Origin of the sequence: Cupriavidus campinensis (genome assembly GCF_905397395.1) — a bacterium.
In the GTDB taxonomy this organism is placed as follows: domain Bacteria; phylum Pseudomonadota; class Gammaproteobacteria; order Burkholderiales; family Burkholderiaceae; genus Cupriavidus; species Cupriavidus campinensis.
Genome location: NZ_CAJPVH010000026.1, coordinates 42,057 through 60,257, shown reverse-complemented (window position 1 = coordinate 60,257; position 18,201 = coordinate 42,057). Strand labels below are relative to the sequence as shown.

Genomic DNA, 18,201 nt, shown 5'->3' with positions numbered 1-18,201 from the left:
TGCATCGGCGCAATAAGCTGCGCAAAAGGATCAACACAGCGCGCATCATGTTCCCTGGCGTGCCAGGCGGCGCCATTGCCCTGGGGTCATGCTCATTTTCTCGGTGAACACACGCCGGAATGCCGCCACGGACCGGTAGCCGACCGAGTCAGCCACTGCTTCGGTGGTCGCTCCGGGCTTTCTCAGCGCGTTGGCCGCCAGGCTCATCCGGATATCGGTCAGCAGGTCATTGGCCGACCGCCCAAGACTTGACTGGAAATGCCGCATGAATGTAGCGCGAGACATGCTGCACAGCTCGGCGAGCTCCGCCAGGTTCCAGGGTCGGGCCGGATCCGCGAACATGGCCGAAATCGCCGGGGCCAGTCGTGGATGGCCGGCAAGCGCCAGCAAGCCTGCCGGGGACTGTTGCGATTCACTCGCCGCGCGCAGCACCAGTGTGAACAGTGCAAAACTCAACGCGTTGAGCATGGCGTATCCGCCCGGCTTGTCGGTGGCGCATTCCATGCGCATGAGCCCCATCAGCCTTGCCAGATCCTTGGTGGCGGACAAGACATTGTCTGCACCCCCGCCGTCGGTTGCCCGCACCACGAACGTTGCGGGCAGGTAATCACGAATCATCCGGTCGTGCGGGGGACCGATGAAAAACCGTCCGCAGAGCATGTCCAGGGGCTCGCCATTGCCGTCATTCTCGCTAAGCGTCCAGCCTGCGGAGCCCTGGCGATTGGAGGTGGCCCCGGGCACATGCCCGCTACCATCGTGGAGCACATGCGCCGCGCCGTGAGGCAGCAACAGGATATCGCCAGCCAACAGCTCCGTGAGCGCGCGCGTCTGCGGATCTTCAAGGACGGCCCGTCCCTTCAGCACCATGTGATAGGGAATCTCGTGCGCGGCGGACTCGTCCCAGGCCACGCGCCATGGCGCGCCGTACACGCAGCGCACCTGCAGTTGCCCGGTGATGTCGATCATCTGCAGGAGCTGGCTCAGCCAGTCAATCCGGGGCACTTTACCGTCGGAATATTGATCCACTTGAACGCCTCATCGCTATCGCACACGGGACGCAGCCACTACACAGCACAGGCTACGTCCCTGCTGGCTTCAGATCGAGCCGGCCGGCGCCACCGCCGGGAAGTCCTTGTCCGGATCGAACACGTTGTTGAAGAAGTTGGTCAGCGAGTACATGGCCACGAGCGCAACAATCTCGATGACGTTTGGTTCGGTGTAGCCCGCATCGCGCACTGCTTTCAGGTCTGCGTCGCTCACCTGGCCGCGCGTCTCGATTACCTTGCGCGCAAACTGCAGCGCCGCGTCGCGCTTCGGATCGCTGGCGTGGCCCTTTCGGGCAAGGATAATCTCATCGGCCGGCAGTTTGGCCAGATGCTCGGCCGTAAAGCTGTGAACGGTCAGGCAGTAGTTGCAGCCATTCACTTCGGACACAGCCAGGCCGATCCCGTCGCGCGTCTTCACATCGAGCGCCTTGCTCAGGCCGCCCAGCAGCGTGGCCCATGCGTTGAACGCAATCGGGCTCTGCGCGAAGCTTGCCATCATGTTCGGCGTGAAGCCGATGTTCTTCGTGAATGCATCGAGCGTCGCCTTCGATTCGGCGGGTACCTGTTCCTGGTTCAGCACTGCGGTTCTTGCCATTGTGGACTCCTTGGATAAATAGACTGGGATTGACGGTTAAACGAGATCCAGCACATCGGCCACGGGCACGCGTGGCTTCTGCGCCCAGTTTCCCGGACGCTCGGGGCCCACGGAAAGCAGCATGACCGGCACCTCGTTGGCCGCCAGTCCAAATTCACCGTGCACCGCCTCGGCATCGAAGCCGATCATCGGGGTCGACCCCATGCCCAGCGAACGGGCCGCGTAAATCATTGCCGCCGCGCCAAACGTGCCGGAGCGCACGGCTTCATCCCGCTGGCGTTGCGGATAGTCCTGGTACAGATTGCGTGCGGGGTTTTCCCACTCGGGCACCATCGCCGCCGGCATGACGCCAGCCGCCACCAGCGGCGCCAGGCGTTCCGGAATCACGCTGGCGTCGGCCAGTTGGCCGATGATGATGAAGGTCACGGCGGCATCGGTGATTGCCGGCTGGCTCCAGGCAATCGGGCTAAGCTTGGCCTTGGCGGCCGCCGTGCGCACGGCGATAAATCGCCAGTTCTGCATGTGGAACGACGTCGGCGCGGACGTGCCGATGCGGACCAGCTCGCGGATCTGGTCGTCGCTCAAGGTGGCGGCCGGATCGTAGTACTTGGCCGCGCTGCGACTCAGGATGCATTCGATAACGGCGTTGGTCATGTTGATTGCGGTAGTCATATTGATCTTCGAGGTTGAAGCCATACGCCGAAGGGCACTCGGCAAGGCGGCGCGCACTTCTGGCGCGGACGTTTCATCGGTTGGTTGTGAGCCTCCACTTTAGAGGTGTCAGATAACGATTTCGAGGCTGTTTTTGCTCAAATCAGTGCCCGAAAGGATCAGTTTGAAATAGGTTGAATGCTGCACTTGCGACAGAAGGTCACGGCGCCTCGGGTGTGCGTCGCGCGTGACATGCGAGGTTGGGTAACGTGTTGGTATGTGCCCGGATCAGGCCGCGAGCTTCGGCGCCTCGGCACCGAAATGCGGATGCCGGGAAAAAATGTCGGCAGCCCAGTTCACGAACACCCGCACCTTTGCCGACAGGTGCCGGTTCTGCGGATACATCGCGGAGATCGGTATTGGGTCGCTCTGCCAGCCGGACATGATTTCCACCAGCCGGCCACTGTCGACATAGGGCGCGGCTGTCGCCCGTGACATGCATGCAATGCCGTGGCCGTCCAACGCGCAGCCCAGATGGACATCGGTATCGTTCGTGGCAATTACGGAGGGCAGCAGCACTTCGCCGCGTTCGCCGCCACGAGCGAGCGACCACGGCGTCGCGCGTCCGGTGCGGTTAGACAGAAGACTCACCGCCTTGTGCTGCGCCAGCTCCGTAAGATCCTGGGGCGTGCCGAAGCGGCGCAAATAGATCGGCGACGCGTAGAGCGCCAGCCGTAGCCAGCCGATGCGGCGCGCCACCATGGCTTCTTCCAGCGCGCCCACGCGCAGCACCACGTCCACGCCTTCTTTTAGCAGGTCAATCGGCTTGCCGTTGCTGGTCAGTTCGAGCCTGATCTCCGGATACGCATTGCAGAAGTCATGCAGTTGCGGCATAAGGACCATTTTCGCGATCCCGCTCGTGGTGTCCACGTTCAGCGTGCCGCGCGGCGAGTTGTTATGGCTTGTCAGCAGGTACTCCGCTTCGTCGATGTCGGCCAGGATGCGTACGCAGCGTTCGTAGTAGGCGGCGCCCTCGGTGGTCACGCTGATGCGGCGCGTGGTCCGGTGCAGCAGCTTGACCGCAAGATGCGTCTCCAGCTTTTGGATCAGTCGGGTAAGCGTGGCCTTGGGAAGATTCAGAGATTCCGCGGCGCCTGCAAAGCTGCCGACATCCACCACTCGCGTGAATGCCTGCATCGAGACGAGACGATCCATGATGACAGCTCTCCAAAGGCGTAGGGCTTTGAGACCGTCTCACTTGGCGCTGGCTGAGTGACTGGGAGACCGTCTTGATGTCCGCATTCTGTACGCTCGACCGCGCGAATTGAAGAACCAAGATTTTCGCTTTCGTGTGTACCAAGAATGGGATGCACGGAAGTGCGTTGACCGAACCGGAGGACAGGCACGCTATAAGTCGGGACGATGTCCTTGCGCTGCCTCGACCTCGCGGATGCGTCGAACGACGCTGATGGGCGGTACTTGCTTGGCGCCTGCCAAGCCCTTGCTAAGGAGCGTCTATGGCAGCGAGCGGCTGTGAATTCGGCGGATTCAACCGGTCAACGCAACAGCTTGATGGAGTCGTTCAGCCGGTGTATCGAAGTTTAGTGTGTTGCGATGGCGGTCGGGTCGCGGCCGCGCGCCACCGTGGCTGGGCAAAAACCATGATCGCTTCTTGATCGGTTGATGATCAAGTTGGGGGTGGACAATTGTTATGCTGACCTGCGTGGTTACCTGCCCTCCATCGTATTGCCGGACCTTGTGCCCTCCCGCGCCGGCACGGCAGGAGGATGCCGGGGCGTAGGTGAGCCGTGCAGGGGCCAGGCGGCGCCCCCCTTTTTCGGCGTCTCGGTCTTACTGACCTGTGCAATATGGCGTGCGTACGGCGATGTTCGCCGGCACAAGCTGGCTCAAGCCGTCGCTCGTCACGATCTCGGATACCGTCACCGAGCCAAGCGCATTGCCCAGCAGCACTTCGTAGTCCTTGCCCGGCTCCAACGTGACGACCCATTGCGCATAGCGCGGAGGCGAGTTGATGCCTCCCTTTAACTCGATAAAGCGCAAGGCGACCGGCGTGCCAGCACGCACCCGTGCTTCGGTGTAGGAAATCGACGAGTATTGTTCGCCGCCTGGCATGCCGATACGGTCGAGCCGACTTTCGACGATCCACCGGATAGCCTGTGTGTTGTAGCTCAGAGCTGCAATTCGGCCATTCGTGGCGTCGGTCGAGTAGAAGCACTGGGTCGCGGATGCTTCCCGGATGAATACGTTTCCGGGCGCTTCCAGCCGGAAGCGAACGCGCGCGGCATCCGGGCCGGGATCGGCGTTTGTCGTCATTTCGATGATCGTGGCGCAGCCGGTCAGGAGCGTCGCCATCGTGACCAGGGCAGCCGTTGCCAAGATTCTGATCTGTCGCGGATGCAATATCGTCATTTGGCGTGGGCCTTTTTCAACGAAATATCCACGCTCCCGGTGTACGAATAGGGAATGCCGTACATGGTGCCGTTTTCCGAGCTGATGGTGCTGCGCTCAGCGTGCGGGCTTCCGGAATACACGACGACAAATCGCGCCTGCGCCGGCACCTCGTATGTCGCGATTTTCGACATGGACCGCGCGAGAATTCCCTTGCGGGTGCGCAATGGCGCTTCGCGCGGGCCGGGTAGCGGATTGCGCGCCGTATCGAGAAACAGCGCATTTGGCCTAAAAATCGACATTGACGGTATCGTCGGGCCACCCTTTACGAAGGCGCGCAGCTCAAGCACGGCGCCTTCCGATGCCGTCGGCAGCGTGTAGGCCGCAAAAACGCCATTGCCTTCGGGGAACGTAAACACCGGCGAACGCTCGGCATCGAACGACACCGATTTGGTGTCCTCGAACGTCAGGGTATCCACCGGCAATTGCTGCAGCGACTGGCAGCAGACCCTTGACGCAGCGGGGGCAACGGGAATCAATGGCGGGCGCGCGCAACCGGCAAGCAACAGCGTCGTGGCGAAAATCGGGACTCGTAAAGACAGCTGCATGGATCGTTGGGCGATTGGAATGGACGCCGGCTCGGCGTACGCTGCTTATAACGGCACGCCGGACGCCAATTGCACCCTACGGTCGCAGGGGGAGCCGCCCCGCTTTCCCGATCACTCCACGTCCATGCACAGCTGCCGACTGCGCGGTAAGCGTTCTTACAGTCAATCGGTCCCTTACCGGCCATAACCAGTCGTTGAATTCGTAAAATCGAACGACGGCAGTCGTACTCAAAGTTGACGTAGAGAGATGCAAGGCGCCATGTTCTAAGTGAACATCGGCGCCGTCTATCGAATGCTGAACACTTCGGCCGCGGCGTCCTATTTGTTCGGACGAGTAACCAGCCATGATGCACGCAGGTGAACGCCCGTCAGGCGCAATTGAGTCTATTGTGATGCAGCGTGCGCAATCGCACCCCTGATCGACTCGACCAAGAGTGCGACATCCCGTGGGCTACTTCCAGTTGGCAGCGAGCGTATTGTTCAATGCTTCTCGATAGTTGTCCGGCAACGTTGTTGTTCCCGCGGACGGAGGGCTGAAGGCAGCCATCGCGCTAACAAGGTTGTCGACCTGGCTGTCAAGCAGACGCAAGCCGCCATCGACCTCGATCGACTCCACGTGGTAGCCCTTGTCCGAATACCAATTTGAGATGCGTAGACTATCGCCGGTGCCAATCACACTGATATCGAGATCCGTGCCAGCGCGACGGAACCAGAGTTGGTCCGATTCGATGCCCGCTCCAAAGTGCAGGGTATCGAGATTCCCCGCGGCGTTATCGTAGTCATTGACAATGTCCGCCCCATCGCCACGCGAGAAACGATACACATCATTGCCCGCTCCGCCGTTCAGCGTATCGTTGCCGGTTCCCCCAATCAGCACGTCGTTGCCATTGCCACCGCTCAGCGAATCAATACCTGCGCCGCCGTCTAGAACGTCGTCGAGGCTGCCCCCGCTGATCGTGTCGTTGCCATCGAGCCCCCGGATGCCGTTGGCCAGCGTACTCCAGCCCGACAGCGAGTCGTTACCCGACGTCCCCACGAAGTGCTGTGCCACGGCAGCCTTGTCATAGGTCACCCCGTCAGCAAAGCGGAACTGCTCGATGGTGTAGCCCGAGTCGTAGAAGTAGTACGACACCGTCACCGAATCGGCTTGTCCATCACCGTAGCGCAGCACCAGGTCGTAACCGATCTTCTCGAACCCGACGATGTCGGTGGACTTGAGGTCTGTGAATTCGATCACGTCAACATTGCTGGCCGTGTTGTCATAATCGCTGACCGTGTCGGCACCGTCTCCGCGCGAGAACCGATAGGTGTCATTGCCCGCACCGTCGCTCAGTGTGTCGTTGCCGATGCCGCCCACCAGCACGTCGTTGCCTGCACCACCGTTGAGCGAATCGACGCCCTCTCCTCCCAGCAGCGTGTCGTTCCCTGTGCCGCCGCTCAGCGTGTCACTACCGGTGCCACCATCGAGCACATCGTCAAGCACACTACCGCTGATCGAGTCGTTGCCTGCCAGACCCTGAATGTGACTCGCATAGTTGCTCCAGGCGCTGAACGAATCCGCCCCGCTCGTACCAATCAGGCGTTGCGCGACATCCGCCCTGTCGAACGTCACCCCATCGGCAAAGCGGAACTGCTCGATGGTGTAGCCCGTGTCGTAGAAGTAGTACGACACCGTCACCGAATCGGCCTGTCCTTCGCCGTAGCGCAGCACCAGGTCGTGACCGTTCTTCTCGAACCCAAGGATGTCGGTGGACTTGAGGTCCGTGAATTCGATCACATCGGTATTGCCCGCCGTGTTGTCATAATCGCTGACCGTGTCGGCACCGTCTCCGCGCGAGAACCGATAGGTGTCATTGCCCGCACCGTCACTCAGTGTGTCGTTGCCAGTGCCGCCCACCAACACGTCGTTGCCTGCACCACCGCTGAGCGAATCGACGCCGTCTCCTCCCAGCAGCGTGTCGTTCCCGTTGCCGCCACTCAGCGTGTCGTTGCCAGTGCCACCGTCTAGCACATCGTTCAGCGCGCTTCCGCTGATCGAGTCGTTACCCGCCAGCCCCTGGATGTGGCTCGCATAGTTGCTCCAGGCGCTGAACGAATCCGCCCCGCTCGTACCAATCAGGCGTTGCGCGACATCCGCCCGGCCGAAGGTCACGCCATCGGCAAAGCGGAATTCCTCGATGATGTAGGCTGTGTCGTAGAAGAAGTACTGGATCGTGACGATGTCGCCAGCGCCCTCTCCGTAGCGGAGCACCAGGTCATTGCCACTCTTCTCGAACCCACGAATGTCAGTGGACTTCACGTCGGTGAACTCGATGGCATCGACATTGCCGAGCACGCTATCACCGTCCACGACCATGTCCGCCCCATCGCCACGCGAGAAACGATACACGTCATTGCCCGCTCCGCCGTTCAGCGCATCGTTGCCGATGCCGCCAATCAGCACGTCGTTACCACTCCCGCCGCTCAACGAGTCAATATCTGCGCCACCGTCGAGAACGTCGTCGAGGCTGCCCCCGCTGATCGTGTCGTTGCCATCAAGCCCCTGGATGCCGTTGGCCAGCGTACTCCAGCCCGACAGGGAGTCGTTACCCGACGTCCCCACGAAGTGCTGTGCCACGGCGGCCTTGTCGTAGGTCACCCCGTCAGCAAAGCGGAACTGCTCGATGGTGTAGCCCGAGTCGTAGAAGTAGTACGACACCGTCACCGAATCGGCTTGTCCATCACCGTAGCGCAGCACCAGGTCGTTACCGATCTTCTCGAACCCGACGATGTCGGTGGACTTGATATCCGTGAATTCGATCACGTCGACATTGCCAGCCGTGTTGTCATAATCGCTGATTGTGTCGGCACCGTCTCCGCGCGAGAACCGATAGGTGTCATTGCCCGCACCGTCACTCAGTGTGTCGTTGCCGATGCCGCCCACCAGCACGTCGTTGCCTGCACCACCGCTGAGCGAATCGATGCCTGAGCCACCCAGCAGCGTGTCGTTCCCGTTGCCGCCGCTCAGCGTGTCATTGCCAACGCCGCCGTCGAGCGTGTCGCCCAGCGTTCCGCCTGATATCGAGTCATTGCCCGCCAGGCCCTGGATGTAGCTTGCGTAATTGGCGCCGGCATACAGCGAATCGTTGCCCGACGTACCAAGCAGCCGCAACGACAACGCTACCCTGTCGAACGTCACGCCATCGGCAAAGCGGAACTGCTCGATGGTGTAACCCGAGTCGTAGAAGTAGTACGACACCGTCACCGAATCGGCTTGTCCATCACCGTAGCGCAGCACCATGTCGTTGCCCCGCTGCTCGAACCCAAGGATGTCGGTGGACTTGATGTCCGTGAATTCGATCACGTCGAAATTGCCGACCGTGTTGTCATAATCGATGACCGTGTCGGCACCGTCTCCGCGCGAGAACCGATAGGTATCGTTGCCCGCACCGTCGCTCAGCGTGTCGTTGCCAGTGCCGCTCACCAGCACGTCGTTGCCTGCGCCACCACTGAGCGAATCGACGCCGTCTCCTCCCAGCAGCGTGTCGTTCCCGTTGCCGCCACTCAGCGTGTCGTTGCCGGCGCCACCGTCGAGCACATCGTCAAGCGAACTGCCGCCGATCGAGTCGTTGCCCGCCAGACCCTGGATGTGGCTCGCATAGTTGCTCCAGGCACTAATCGAGTCGGCACCGCTCGTACCAATCAGGCGTTGCGCGACATCCGCCCGGCCGAAGGTCACGCCATCGGCAAAGCGGAATTCCTCGATGATGTAGGCCGTATCGTAGAAGAAGTACTGGATCGTGACGATGTCGCCAGCACCCTCTCCGTAGCGCAGCACCAGGTCATTGCCGCTCTTCTCGAACCCACGAATGTCAGTGGACTTCACGTCGGTGAACTCGATGGCATCAACATTGCCGAGCACGCTATCACCATCCACAACCATGTCCGCCCCATCGCCACGCGAGAAGCGATACACATCGTTGCCCGCTCCGCCGTTCAGCGTATCGTTGCCGGTGCCGCCAATCAGCACGTCGTTGCCACTCCCGCCGCTCAGCGAGTCGATACCTGCGCCACCGTCAAGGACATCATTGCCCACTTCGCCATGCAAGGCGTCATTGCCGGATTCCCCATACAGCACGTCGTCCCCAGCCCCGGCCGTTACATAGTCGTCTCCGCTCCCAGCGAAAACCACTTCCGCATCGGAGGTGAATGCGTAGGCGTCATTGCCTGCACTGAGGCGGATGCCATAAGCGGAAAACAGTTCGGCACGCGTCCACGTTGTGCCATCGGCAAAGGCGAAGCGATCCACCAGATAGGCGGGGTCATAGTAGAAGTTCTGCAGCGTGATGCGGTCGTCGTTCCCATAGGCGATGATCAGGTCATAGCCGACGCGGGTCACGCTTTGCAGGCCAGTGGCCGGAATACCCTCGAAGCGGATCGTGTCCACGCGTCCCGCCGTGGAATCGTATTGCGAGACGATATCGTTGCCGCTACCCACGTGGAACACGTAGGTATCGTCCCCCGCGCCACCGCGCAACGTATCGGCGCCAGCGCCACCATCAAGTACATCGTTGCCTGCCAGGCCATCCACGACATCGTCGCCACCGCCCCAGACAATGGTGTCCGCGCCGGCGGTAGGTCCGGTCATCCGTGCCCGGATTCCCGCGGCATCCCACACCGTGCCGTCGGCAAACACAATACGGTCGAGCGGCGACGTGCCATGCCCGATCACCCGGATCTGGTCTGCGGTGTCACGCAGTGACAGGATCAGGTTGCCGTCGAGGTAGTTCAACACGACATCGTCCGCGGTGATGCCCTCGCCGAGCTTCAGCGTGTCGACCTTGCCCGCTGTGCTGTCTTCGATACGGATGAAGTCCTTGCCGCCACCTCGCCCAAACAGGAACGTGTCGTTCCCCGTCCCCCCCCACATGCCGTCGTTACCGGCGCCACCGTCCAACACATCGTCGCCCACGCCTCCATCGAGCGTGTCGTCACCCGCGCCGCCAGCCAGAGTGTCGTTCCCAGCCTCTCCATACATGATGTCGGCCTGCGCGCCGCCCGCCATCGTATCGTTGCCAGTGCCGCCATAGAGCGTGTCAGCACCCGCGCCACCGTCCAGCACATCATTGCCTGCATAGCCATAGAGCGTATCGTCGCCAGCATCGCCGGACAATGCATCGGCGCCGGCATAGCCCTTGAGAATATCGTTGCCAGCCGTGGGCAACTGCACCAGCGACTTGACATCGGCAACGCTCCAGACAGTGCCGTCCGCAAACCGGATCTCCTCAAGCTGGGCGCCATACGTTGCGTCGGCATAGAAGTAGTCGACGACCGTCAGGGTATCGGTCGTATCGGCCACGGCCAGCACGAGGCTATCGCCCACGCGTCGCACCGTGATGTCCGCCACCGCAATGCCCGCACCGAGTTCCAGCACATCGCGCTTGCCCACCGTACTGTCGACGCCGCTGATGGTGTCCTTGCCGTATCCGCGGTCGAATCGGAAGATGTCGTTGCCAACGTTTCCGGTCAGCGTATCGTCGCCCTTTCCGCCATCGAGCATGTCGGCCCCCGCTCCTCCATCGAGCGAGTCGTTGCCGTCGCCGCCGCGCAACACGTCATTGCCTGCCTCGCCATACAGCGTGTCGTTGCCACTGTCGCCGACGACGGTGTCATCGCCATCGCCGCCATAAAGCGTGTCGCTGTGCGCGCCGCCGTTCAGCGCATCGTTGCCGACACCTCCGTATAGCGTGTCCGCCCCGTCGCCACCGTCGAGCGTGTCGTCGCCGCCATAGCCGTACAGCGTGTCGTCGCCGGCCTGCCCTGCCAGCACGTCATTGCCTGCGTAGCCGTAGACCATATCGTTGCCGCTGGAACTGCCCTGCACCATCGCCTTGATTGCCGCAACGGTCCAAACGGTGCCGTCGGCGAAGCGGATCTCCTCCACCTGTGCCCCCGACGTGCCGTCGCTCGAAAAGTAGTTGCCGACTACCAGCGTATCGCTGGTGCCCTCGATGGTCAGAACAAGGTGGGTTGCCTCGCGGCGCACCCGCATATCCCCGGCTCCAATGCCGGGGCCGATCAGTACGACATCACGCTTGCCCACCCCACTGTCGCTCTGGGAAATGGTATCCCAGCCGAATCCGCGTCCGAACAGATAGGTATCGTTGCCAGCGCCGCCATCAAGCGTGTCGTTGTTAGCGCCGCCATCCAGCACATCGTCGCCATCACCACCGCTGAGCGTATCGTTGCCGCTATCGCCCAACAGCGTATCGTTGCCGGCCTCCCCGTACAACGAGTCGTTCTGCGAGCCGCCGAGAATGATGTCGTTACCCGTCCCGCCAGTGATCGTATCGGCACCGCCACCACCGTCAATCTGGTCATTGCCGGCGTTGCCGTTGATCGTGTCCTCGCCAATGCCACCCGCGATCACGTCGTTGCCAGCATAGCCCTGCAACACGTCATTACCGTCGGTGGCCGCCAGCGCCATCGCCTTGATGGTAGCCACATCCCAGATGGTTCCATCTTCGAAGCGGATCTCCTCCACCTGATAACCCGAGGTGGCGTCCCCGTAGAAATAGCCGCTGACGGTCAGCGAATCCGCGGTGCCACGAATCGCCATCACGAGGTTGCTGCCCACGCGACGTACGTCGATATCATTTCGCCCGATGCCCACCCCAAACTGCACCACATCGCGCTTGCCCGCCTGCGTGTCGTAGCCCGAGATCGTGTCGCTGCCAGAGCCAAGGCCGAAAAGATAGGTATCGTTGCCCGCGCCGCCGATCAGCGTGTCGTGTCCGGTGCCGCCATCGAGGATATCGTTGCCGTCGCCGCCGTCCAGCGTGTCGTTGCCGCTGTCGCCCAGCAGCACATCGTCACCGGCTTCGCCATAGAGCGTATCGTTCTGCGACCCACCGCTCAGCTTGTCTCGACCAGCGCCGCCGTAGACGACGTCGAGCCCCGCCCCGCCATCCAGCGTATCGTCGCCTGCGTAGCCGTACAGCGTGTCCTCGCCATCACCGCCTTGCAGCGTGTCTGCGTTGGCGTAGCCCTGCAACGTGTCGTTCCCGGCAGTAGCGATCTGAACCATCGCTTTGATTGCCGCGATATCCCACCGCGTGCCGTCGGCGAAGACGATTTCCTCGACCTGATAGCCGGAGGTGGCATCGCCATAGAAGTAATCGTTGACGATCAATGAATCCGCAGTGCCTGCTATCGTCAGGATCAGCTTGTCGGACTCGCGGGTCACCCTGATATCCGATGCAGCGATACCCGGCCCCATCTGCACGATATCGCGCTTGCCCACGCCGCTATCCTGGCCGGAGATCGTGTCCTTGCCCGATCCGCGTCCGAACAGGTAGGTATCGTTGCCGGCCCCGCCGGTCAGCAGGTCATTGCCCGCGCCGCCATCGATGACATCGTTGCCGCCGTTGCCCAGGATGGTGTCGGTGCCTATCGTGCCGGTCAGCACGTCAGCGCCTTCGCTTCCCGTCAGGCGCACGCCAGGCGTGGAGGCAGACACCGCCGCGGCGATGTCGTTGTACTGCATGACCGTGCCGTCGGCAAAGACAATCCGGTCGATGGCGTAGCCATACAGGCTCTTGTTGTCGCCGCTAAAATGCGCACTGATACGTATGGAATCCGTCGTGCCATTGATAGTGATAACGAGATCGTCCGATTCGCGGCGCATCGTAATGTCAGCGGCGTTGAGCCCTGCGAGCTCAAGCGTGTCCACCTTGCCAATGTCGTTGTACACGGCGTTGCCGATGGTGTCCTTACCCGATCCCACGCCAAATACGTAAGTATCCGATCCCTGTCCGCCCATCAGGGTATCGTTGCCGGCGCCGCCATCCAGCCGGTCATTGCTTCCGTTACCATCGAGCGTGTCGTTGCCATCGCCTCCCATTAGCGTATCGGCGCCGTCATTACCGTTGAGCACGTCATTGCCGTCGCCACCGTCCAACGTATCGTTGCCGGATTCGCCATGGAGCGTATCGGCGCCAGCACCCCCTTCCAGCGTGTCATTGCCGGCACGGCCGTACAGCGTGTCGCTCCCGGCATCGCCGCGGATGATGTCATCGGTGGCATAACCAGTGAGCACGTCATTACCTGTGGTGCTGACCATAACCAACGATTTCACTGCGGCCACGTCGAAGATGACGCCATCGGCGAAACGGATCTGGTCGACGGCATAGCCCGAGTTATTGATGCCGTCGCTCTGGAAGTAGTAGTTCACGCGCAGCACATCCGGCTGATTACGGATATAGACGAGCAGGTCATCCCCGTCACGCCGCAGGATCACGTCGGACTGGTTGAGCGCTTGCAGCTCGATCGCGTCGACCTTGCTGGCGCTGTCGCCAGACGCGTAGTTATTGATGGTGTCGTAACCTGATCCGATACCGAACACATACACGTCGGACCCATAGCCACCACTCAGCGAATCATTGCCCGCCCCGCCATCGAGACGGTCGTTGCCATTTCCGCCATCCAGGGTGTCGTTGCCACCCTGACCTAGCAGCATATCGGCGCCGTCGTTACCGTATAGGCGATCATCGCCCAACCCGCCGAAAAGCGTGTCGTTGCCCGCTTCCCCGTACAGCACGTCGGCGCCTGTACCACCATCCAACACGTCGTTTCCGGCACGACCGTACAACGTGTCGTCACCATCTTCTCCGGCCATTGTGTCGTCGCCGGCATAACCTATCAGCGTGTTGTTGCCCGTACCGCCGGTGATCGCCAGCGCCTTGACCGCTCCGATATCCAGCGTGGTCCCGTCGGCAAAACGCAATTGATCCACCGCGTAGCCATAGGGATATATGCCATCCTGATAGAAGTAGTTAGTGATACGCAGTGAATCGGCGGTACCGCCCACATAGATCACGAGGTCGTCGCTCTCGCGGCGCACGATCACATCAGCCAGATTGAGCCGCTGCAGCGCCACGGCATCAACCTTGCCGACTAACTCTGCGCCCGAAGCGTAGTTGTTGATCGTGTCGCTGCCCGAGCCGATGCCAAAAACATAGACGTCCGATCCCACGCCGCCAGTCAGCGTATCGTCGCCGGCTCCGCCATCGAGCTGATCGTTGCCTGCGCCGCCTTCGAGCGCATCGTTGCCGTTGTCGCCATACAGTACGTCGCCGCCGTCGCCTCCATACAGGGTGTCATTGGCGTCGCCGCCTAGCAGCGTGTCTGCCCCGGCTTCGCCATACAAGGTATCGGACCCGGCACCGCCGTCCAGTCTGTCGTCGCCGCCTCGTCCATAGAGAACGTCAGCGCCATCGAGGCCATGCATGTTGTCCGCAATCGAGAATCCGACCAGCGTATCGTTGCCCGCCGTCGGCGTAATCGTCATGCCGCGTACGGTGTCCACACTCCAGACGACGCCATCCGAAAACGCGATGCGATCGACCGCGTAGCCCGAAGATCCCGTACCGTCCTGGTAGAAGTACGAGCGAATGCGCAGGCTGTCGTAGGTGCCGTTCACGTAGAGCACGAGGTCGTCATTCTCGCGACGCATGGTGACATCGCCAGCCGCGATGTCCTTCATCCTGACGATGTCTTGCTTGCCCGTGGCGGCGTCGCCTTCGGCCTGGTTGCCGATGCTGTCGCGCCCATATCCACGGCCAAAGATGTAGGTGTCGGACCCGAATCCGCCAGTGAGCTGGTCGTCGCCCTCGCCGCCATCGAGCACGTCGTTGCCGGCGCCACCTTCAAGCGTGTCGTTGCCCGCCTGGCCGAACAGGTCATCGTTACCGGCATCGCCGCTTAACGTGTCCGTGCCCGCATTTCCTTCGACGTAGTCGTCGCCATCTCCGCCATAAAGCATGTCATTGCCATCACCGCCGCTGATGGTGTCGCTTCCGGCCTGGCCCCAGAAGGTGTTTGCCGAAGCGTTGCCGATGTAAACATCGGAGAGCGTGGTGCCCGTCGTTGCCGAGCCGGTAAACAGGTGGAGGTCCGCAAACTGGCTGCGTACCGGCGCATCGGCTGGCAGCGCGGCCAGCCAGTCGCGCAGCAGGCCAGTACCGTCGATACCTGCTGCACGGACCGCCACACCGGAAAATCGATTCAGTTCCACCAGGTCGATCAACGCATTGACCTGGTCACTGCCGTGGCGAGTGGCCAGCCTGGAAAGCAATCCGGTGCCATCGAGATGCACGCCGGTAGCGTCCTCGGTCATACGTACGGCATCCAGATACCCCGCCAGGCGCGTCTGCGTAACCAGGCCGCCATAGACGCTTTCCTTGAGCGCCGCGTAGGCTTCCTTGATCAGCCTGAGCTGGTCCGCCGGCGGGCTGAGCGTGAATTTTCGCGAGAAGACCAGTCCGCCCGTAACGGGATCGACGGACTGTTCGGTAGCCTGCACGAAGCCTGCCGGCGTCGTCCGGCCCGTACCGATGTCATAGAACCTCGAGCCATTGAACACTTCGAGCACGGCCATCATCGTGCGGAACTCGGCCTCGGTCATGCCGGCATCGGCTGGGAGCTTGATCGTAACCATGCCCTTGAGATACCCATCCAGGCTGCTCCAGTACGACGAGCTTTTCGCCCATTTGCCGATGACATCGTCGAGCGCCGCCAATTGTGCGGCACGCGTGTCGAGCCCCGCGAATGCCGTCACCGAGGCAGCAAGCGCACCACTCAGGCTCGCCGCGCTGCGCAGGTCGCGCGCCATGCCCGAGCCACGCATCTGCGGCAACTGACGGGCCTGCTCGCTGGGTTCCACGGTATTGCCGTTCGGGTCCAGCACCTCCGTCGGATGCTCGGAAAAAAACGGATTTGACGCCAGATCGATAGCGCCCACCGTACGTGTCTGACCATCGCGTGTGAAGGTTGCCGAAAGCGCGACGCTATTGCCGTTGATGTTTTGTCCGGCCTGCGGCCCCACGGAGGTCCCACCGATATTGATCGAGGTGATGTTGAGATCGAGTAGCGATTTCAGTTCGCTGGCCTGCGTGATGCCATCTTGATTGGTGTCCTGCCAGATGCGCAGTTGTCCAAAGGCATCATCCGCGGCGCTGATTACGCCGTCGCCATTGGAGTCCAGGTCCGCCAGCGCATCGAAACCATTGGAGGCCAACTGTCCGTTGCGCTTCAGGGTATCCACGCCGAACAGTTCACGACCCGAGTCGATGACGCCATTGCCGTTCAAATCGCGCACCAGGAAGCCGTCGTCCGGTCGGGCCCACCCCGTACCGGTCTTGATGCCATCCTCGTTGAAATCGAACAGTACATTGCCCGTGGCACCCGACAGTTCCAGGCCATCCCCATCGAGGTCAAGCACCAGCGGATCGTAGACCATGACGAAATTGCGGGCTTGATTGAACAACGAATTGGTCAGCCCGTTGATCGTCGCATCGATCAGCTTCAGTTGCGCGTCGACGAAACGCTCCAGCACGCGGAGCGTGTTTTCCCACTGGCCCTGGAAAATGCCAGGCACCATCTTGATCCACTCCTCGGCCATGGCTCGGGTAGAGGGATCGGAGGACGCGGCATTCAACAGCATGAAGCCCAGCACGTCGAGGTTGATCCGCGTAGCCGCATAGCCTTCACCCCCGGTATCGCGGATCGCCTCCCAGTTCCGTTCCAGTGCGCCCTCTCCGCCGTTCTTTACCAGTAACTCGAAGACGGAGTTGAGCGTCCAGTTTTCAATACCGAGTTTGTTGGCTTCAAAGACCTGCTTGTGAAAGTCCCATACCTCTCGTGCATTAACATCACGCAGGACCTCCCCTCCAGGCGACTCCCGGGAGATCGCCTGCAGAGCCGTGAGATAGGCTTCGGCCATCCCAGTCTTAATAGACTGCACCTGCTCGTCACTCAGGTTTCGACAAGCTTCTCCGCTCGCCCCCATCAACGCCGAACCCTGCAGATAATCCAGTGCCGCCACGCCGGCAATTGTGTCCCCATTCGCAACGCCGCGCCCCCAGCCTGCATACATGTATCCACGATCCAGCATCTCGGTGTAGAACCCATTGACGTCGCCGCTCCTAAGAACTGTCTCAAGACGGGCCAGATCGGTACTGTTTAGCGTCTGCATTTGTTTTCTTTGTTTGAGATTGACTGCCGTTACCTGCATGGGCCCCGCTCCGAGAGCCACCCAATTTCAGAGTTACTTGCCAGACTTGTCGGAGACTGCGAATCCGAGCATGATTTTCGATACCGACGTCTTGATCTCGCGCCAGTCTTCCAGCAGTCCCTTGCGAAAGGTCACCTGGATCTTCGCGTGCATGGCTGGATCCAGTACAAAGGTCATGGCGCAACTGCTCGACGCATACACGCTGACCTTGCACGCGATATGGGTCAGCGTCTTCCCGTCTTTGCCGACCTCCAGGTATCGTCTCTCGCCGCTACCCCCTACATGCCGCTCATCGTCCTTAATATTCGAATATGCGCGCAGACCGTGTACAAGCCCGGGCTCTTCGCGATAGGGATCGGGGCCAGTCAATCGGACCTCTTTCGTCATACGTACCATGTATGTCTCGCTGTCGACCCTGAAGTCGCTGTTCGCCCAGACCAGCACGCGCATCCATCTTCTGGTGGAAAGTGTTTCCTTTGGCGTCGCGTCGGGATTTCGGACATCAAGCACGGCCATGTCGGGAAAGTGCACTTCGAATGCAAAGCCGCGAATGCCGGACTTGTAGTCCCGTGGCGGTGCTTCGCCTTTGCGCTTCTCCATGAAATTTGGGTCACCGTCGTATTCGAGAAAGCGGCCATACGTGCGCGGGATGCTGACTGGCACGCCCCCGAGGTGGCCGACGTAGCTGTCGGGCTGCGGCGCGGCACTGGCGGGAAGTGCTGCGCACGCAAGCAGCGCCACCACGCAGGCCATGCCGTACGCATGAGTTCGATGACGGAACCACCCGAAAAGGTTGGATGAGGTCGTTTGCATGTGTAGTTGCATGTTGGTCTGTGTCCT

Annotated in this window: 8 protein-coding genes; all 8 read right to left on the bottom strand. The window is 61.3% G+C overall.

Annotated elements, in window-relative coordinates:
- Positions 1-45: 45 nt before the first annotated feature.
- The 8 genes from KHO18_RS15960 to KHO18_RS15925 all read right to left on the bottom strand — a co-directional run bounded on the left by KHO18_RS15960 (position 46) and on the right by KHO18_RS15925 (position 18,186).
- Positions 46-1,002 (bottom strand): AraC family transcriptional regulator, encoded by a 957-nt coding sequence (locus KHO18_RS15960; protein ID WP_211943538.1) that lies wholly within the window; start codon positions 1,000-1,002, stop codon positions 46-48.
- Positions 1,003-1,095: 93 nt separating this feature from the next.
- Entirely contained in the window at positions 1,096-1,641 is a 546-nt protein-coding gene (locus KHO18_RS15955; protein WP_144196839.1) for a carboxymuconolactone decarboxylase family protein, read from the bottom strand.
- Positions 1,642-1,677: 36 nt separating this feature from the next.
- Positions 1,678-2,313, bottom strand: coding sequence for a nitroreductase family protein (locus tag KHO18_RS15950; protein WP_377731599.1), 636 nt, complete (start codon positions 2,311-2,313; stop codon positions 1,678-1,680).
- Between the two features lie 267 nt (positions 2,314-2,580).
- Positions 2,581-3,507 carry a LysR family transcriptional regulator gene (locus KHO18_RS15945; protein WP_144196837.1) on the bottom strand — a complete coding sequence of 309 codons (927 nt, stop codon included), beginning with the start codon at positions 3,505-3,507 and terminating at the stop codon, positions 2,581-2,583.
- Positions 3,508-4,143: 636 nt separating this feature from the next.
- Positions 4,144-4,722 (bottom strand): hypothetical protein, encoded by a 579-nt coding sequence (locus KHO18_RS15940; protein WP_211943529.1) that lies wholly within the window; start codon positions 4,720-4,722, stop codon positions 4,144-4,146.
- Complete coding sequence (locus tag KHO18_RS15935; protein ID WP_211943528.1) at positions 4,719-5,309, bottom strand: MalM family protein; 591 nt, start codon at positions 5,307-5,309, stop codon at positions 4,719-4,721. The genes KHO18_RS15940 and KHO18_RS15935 overlap by 4 nt, the downstream gene beginning before the upstream one ends.
- Before the next feature lie 451 nt (positions 5,310-5,760).
- Entirely contained in the window at positions 5,761-17,361 is an 11,601-nt protein-coding gene (locus KHO18_RS28650; RefSeq protein WP_211943527.1) for a calcium-binding protein, read from the bottom strand.
- A 33-nt stretch (positions 17,362-17,394) separates the two neighbouring features.
- Positions 17,395-18,186 carry a hypothetical protein gene (locus KHO18_RS15925; protein WP_211943526.1) on the bottom strand — a complete coding sequence of 264 codons (792 nt, stop codon included), beginning with the start codon at positions 18,184-18,186 and terminating at the stop codon, positions 17,395-17,397.
- Between the last annotated feature and the right edge of the window lie 15 nt (positions 18,187-18,201).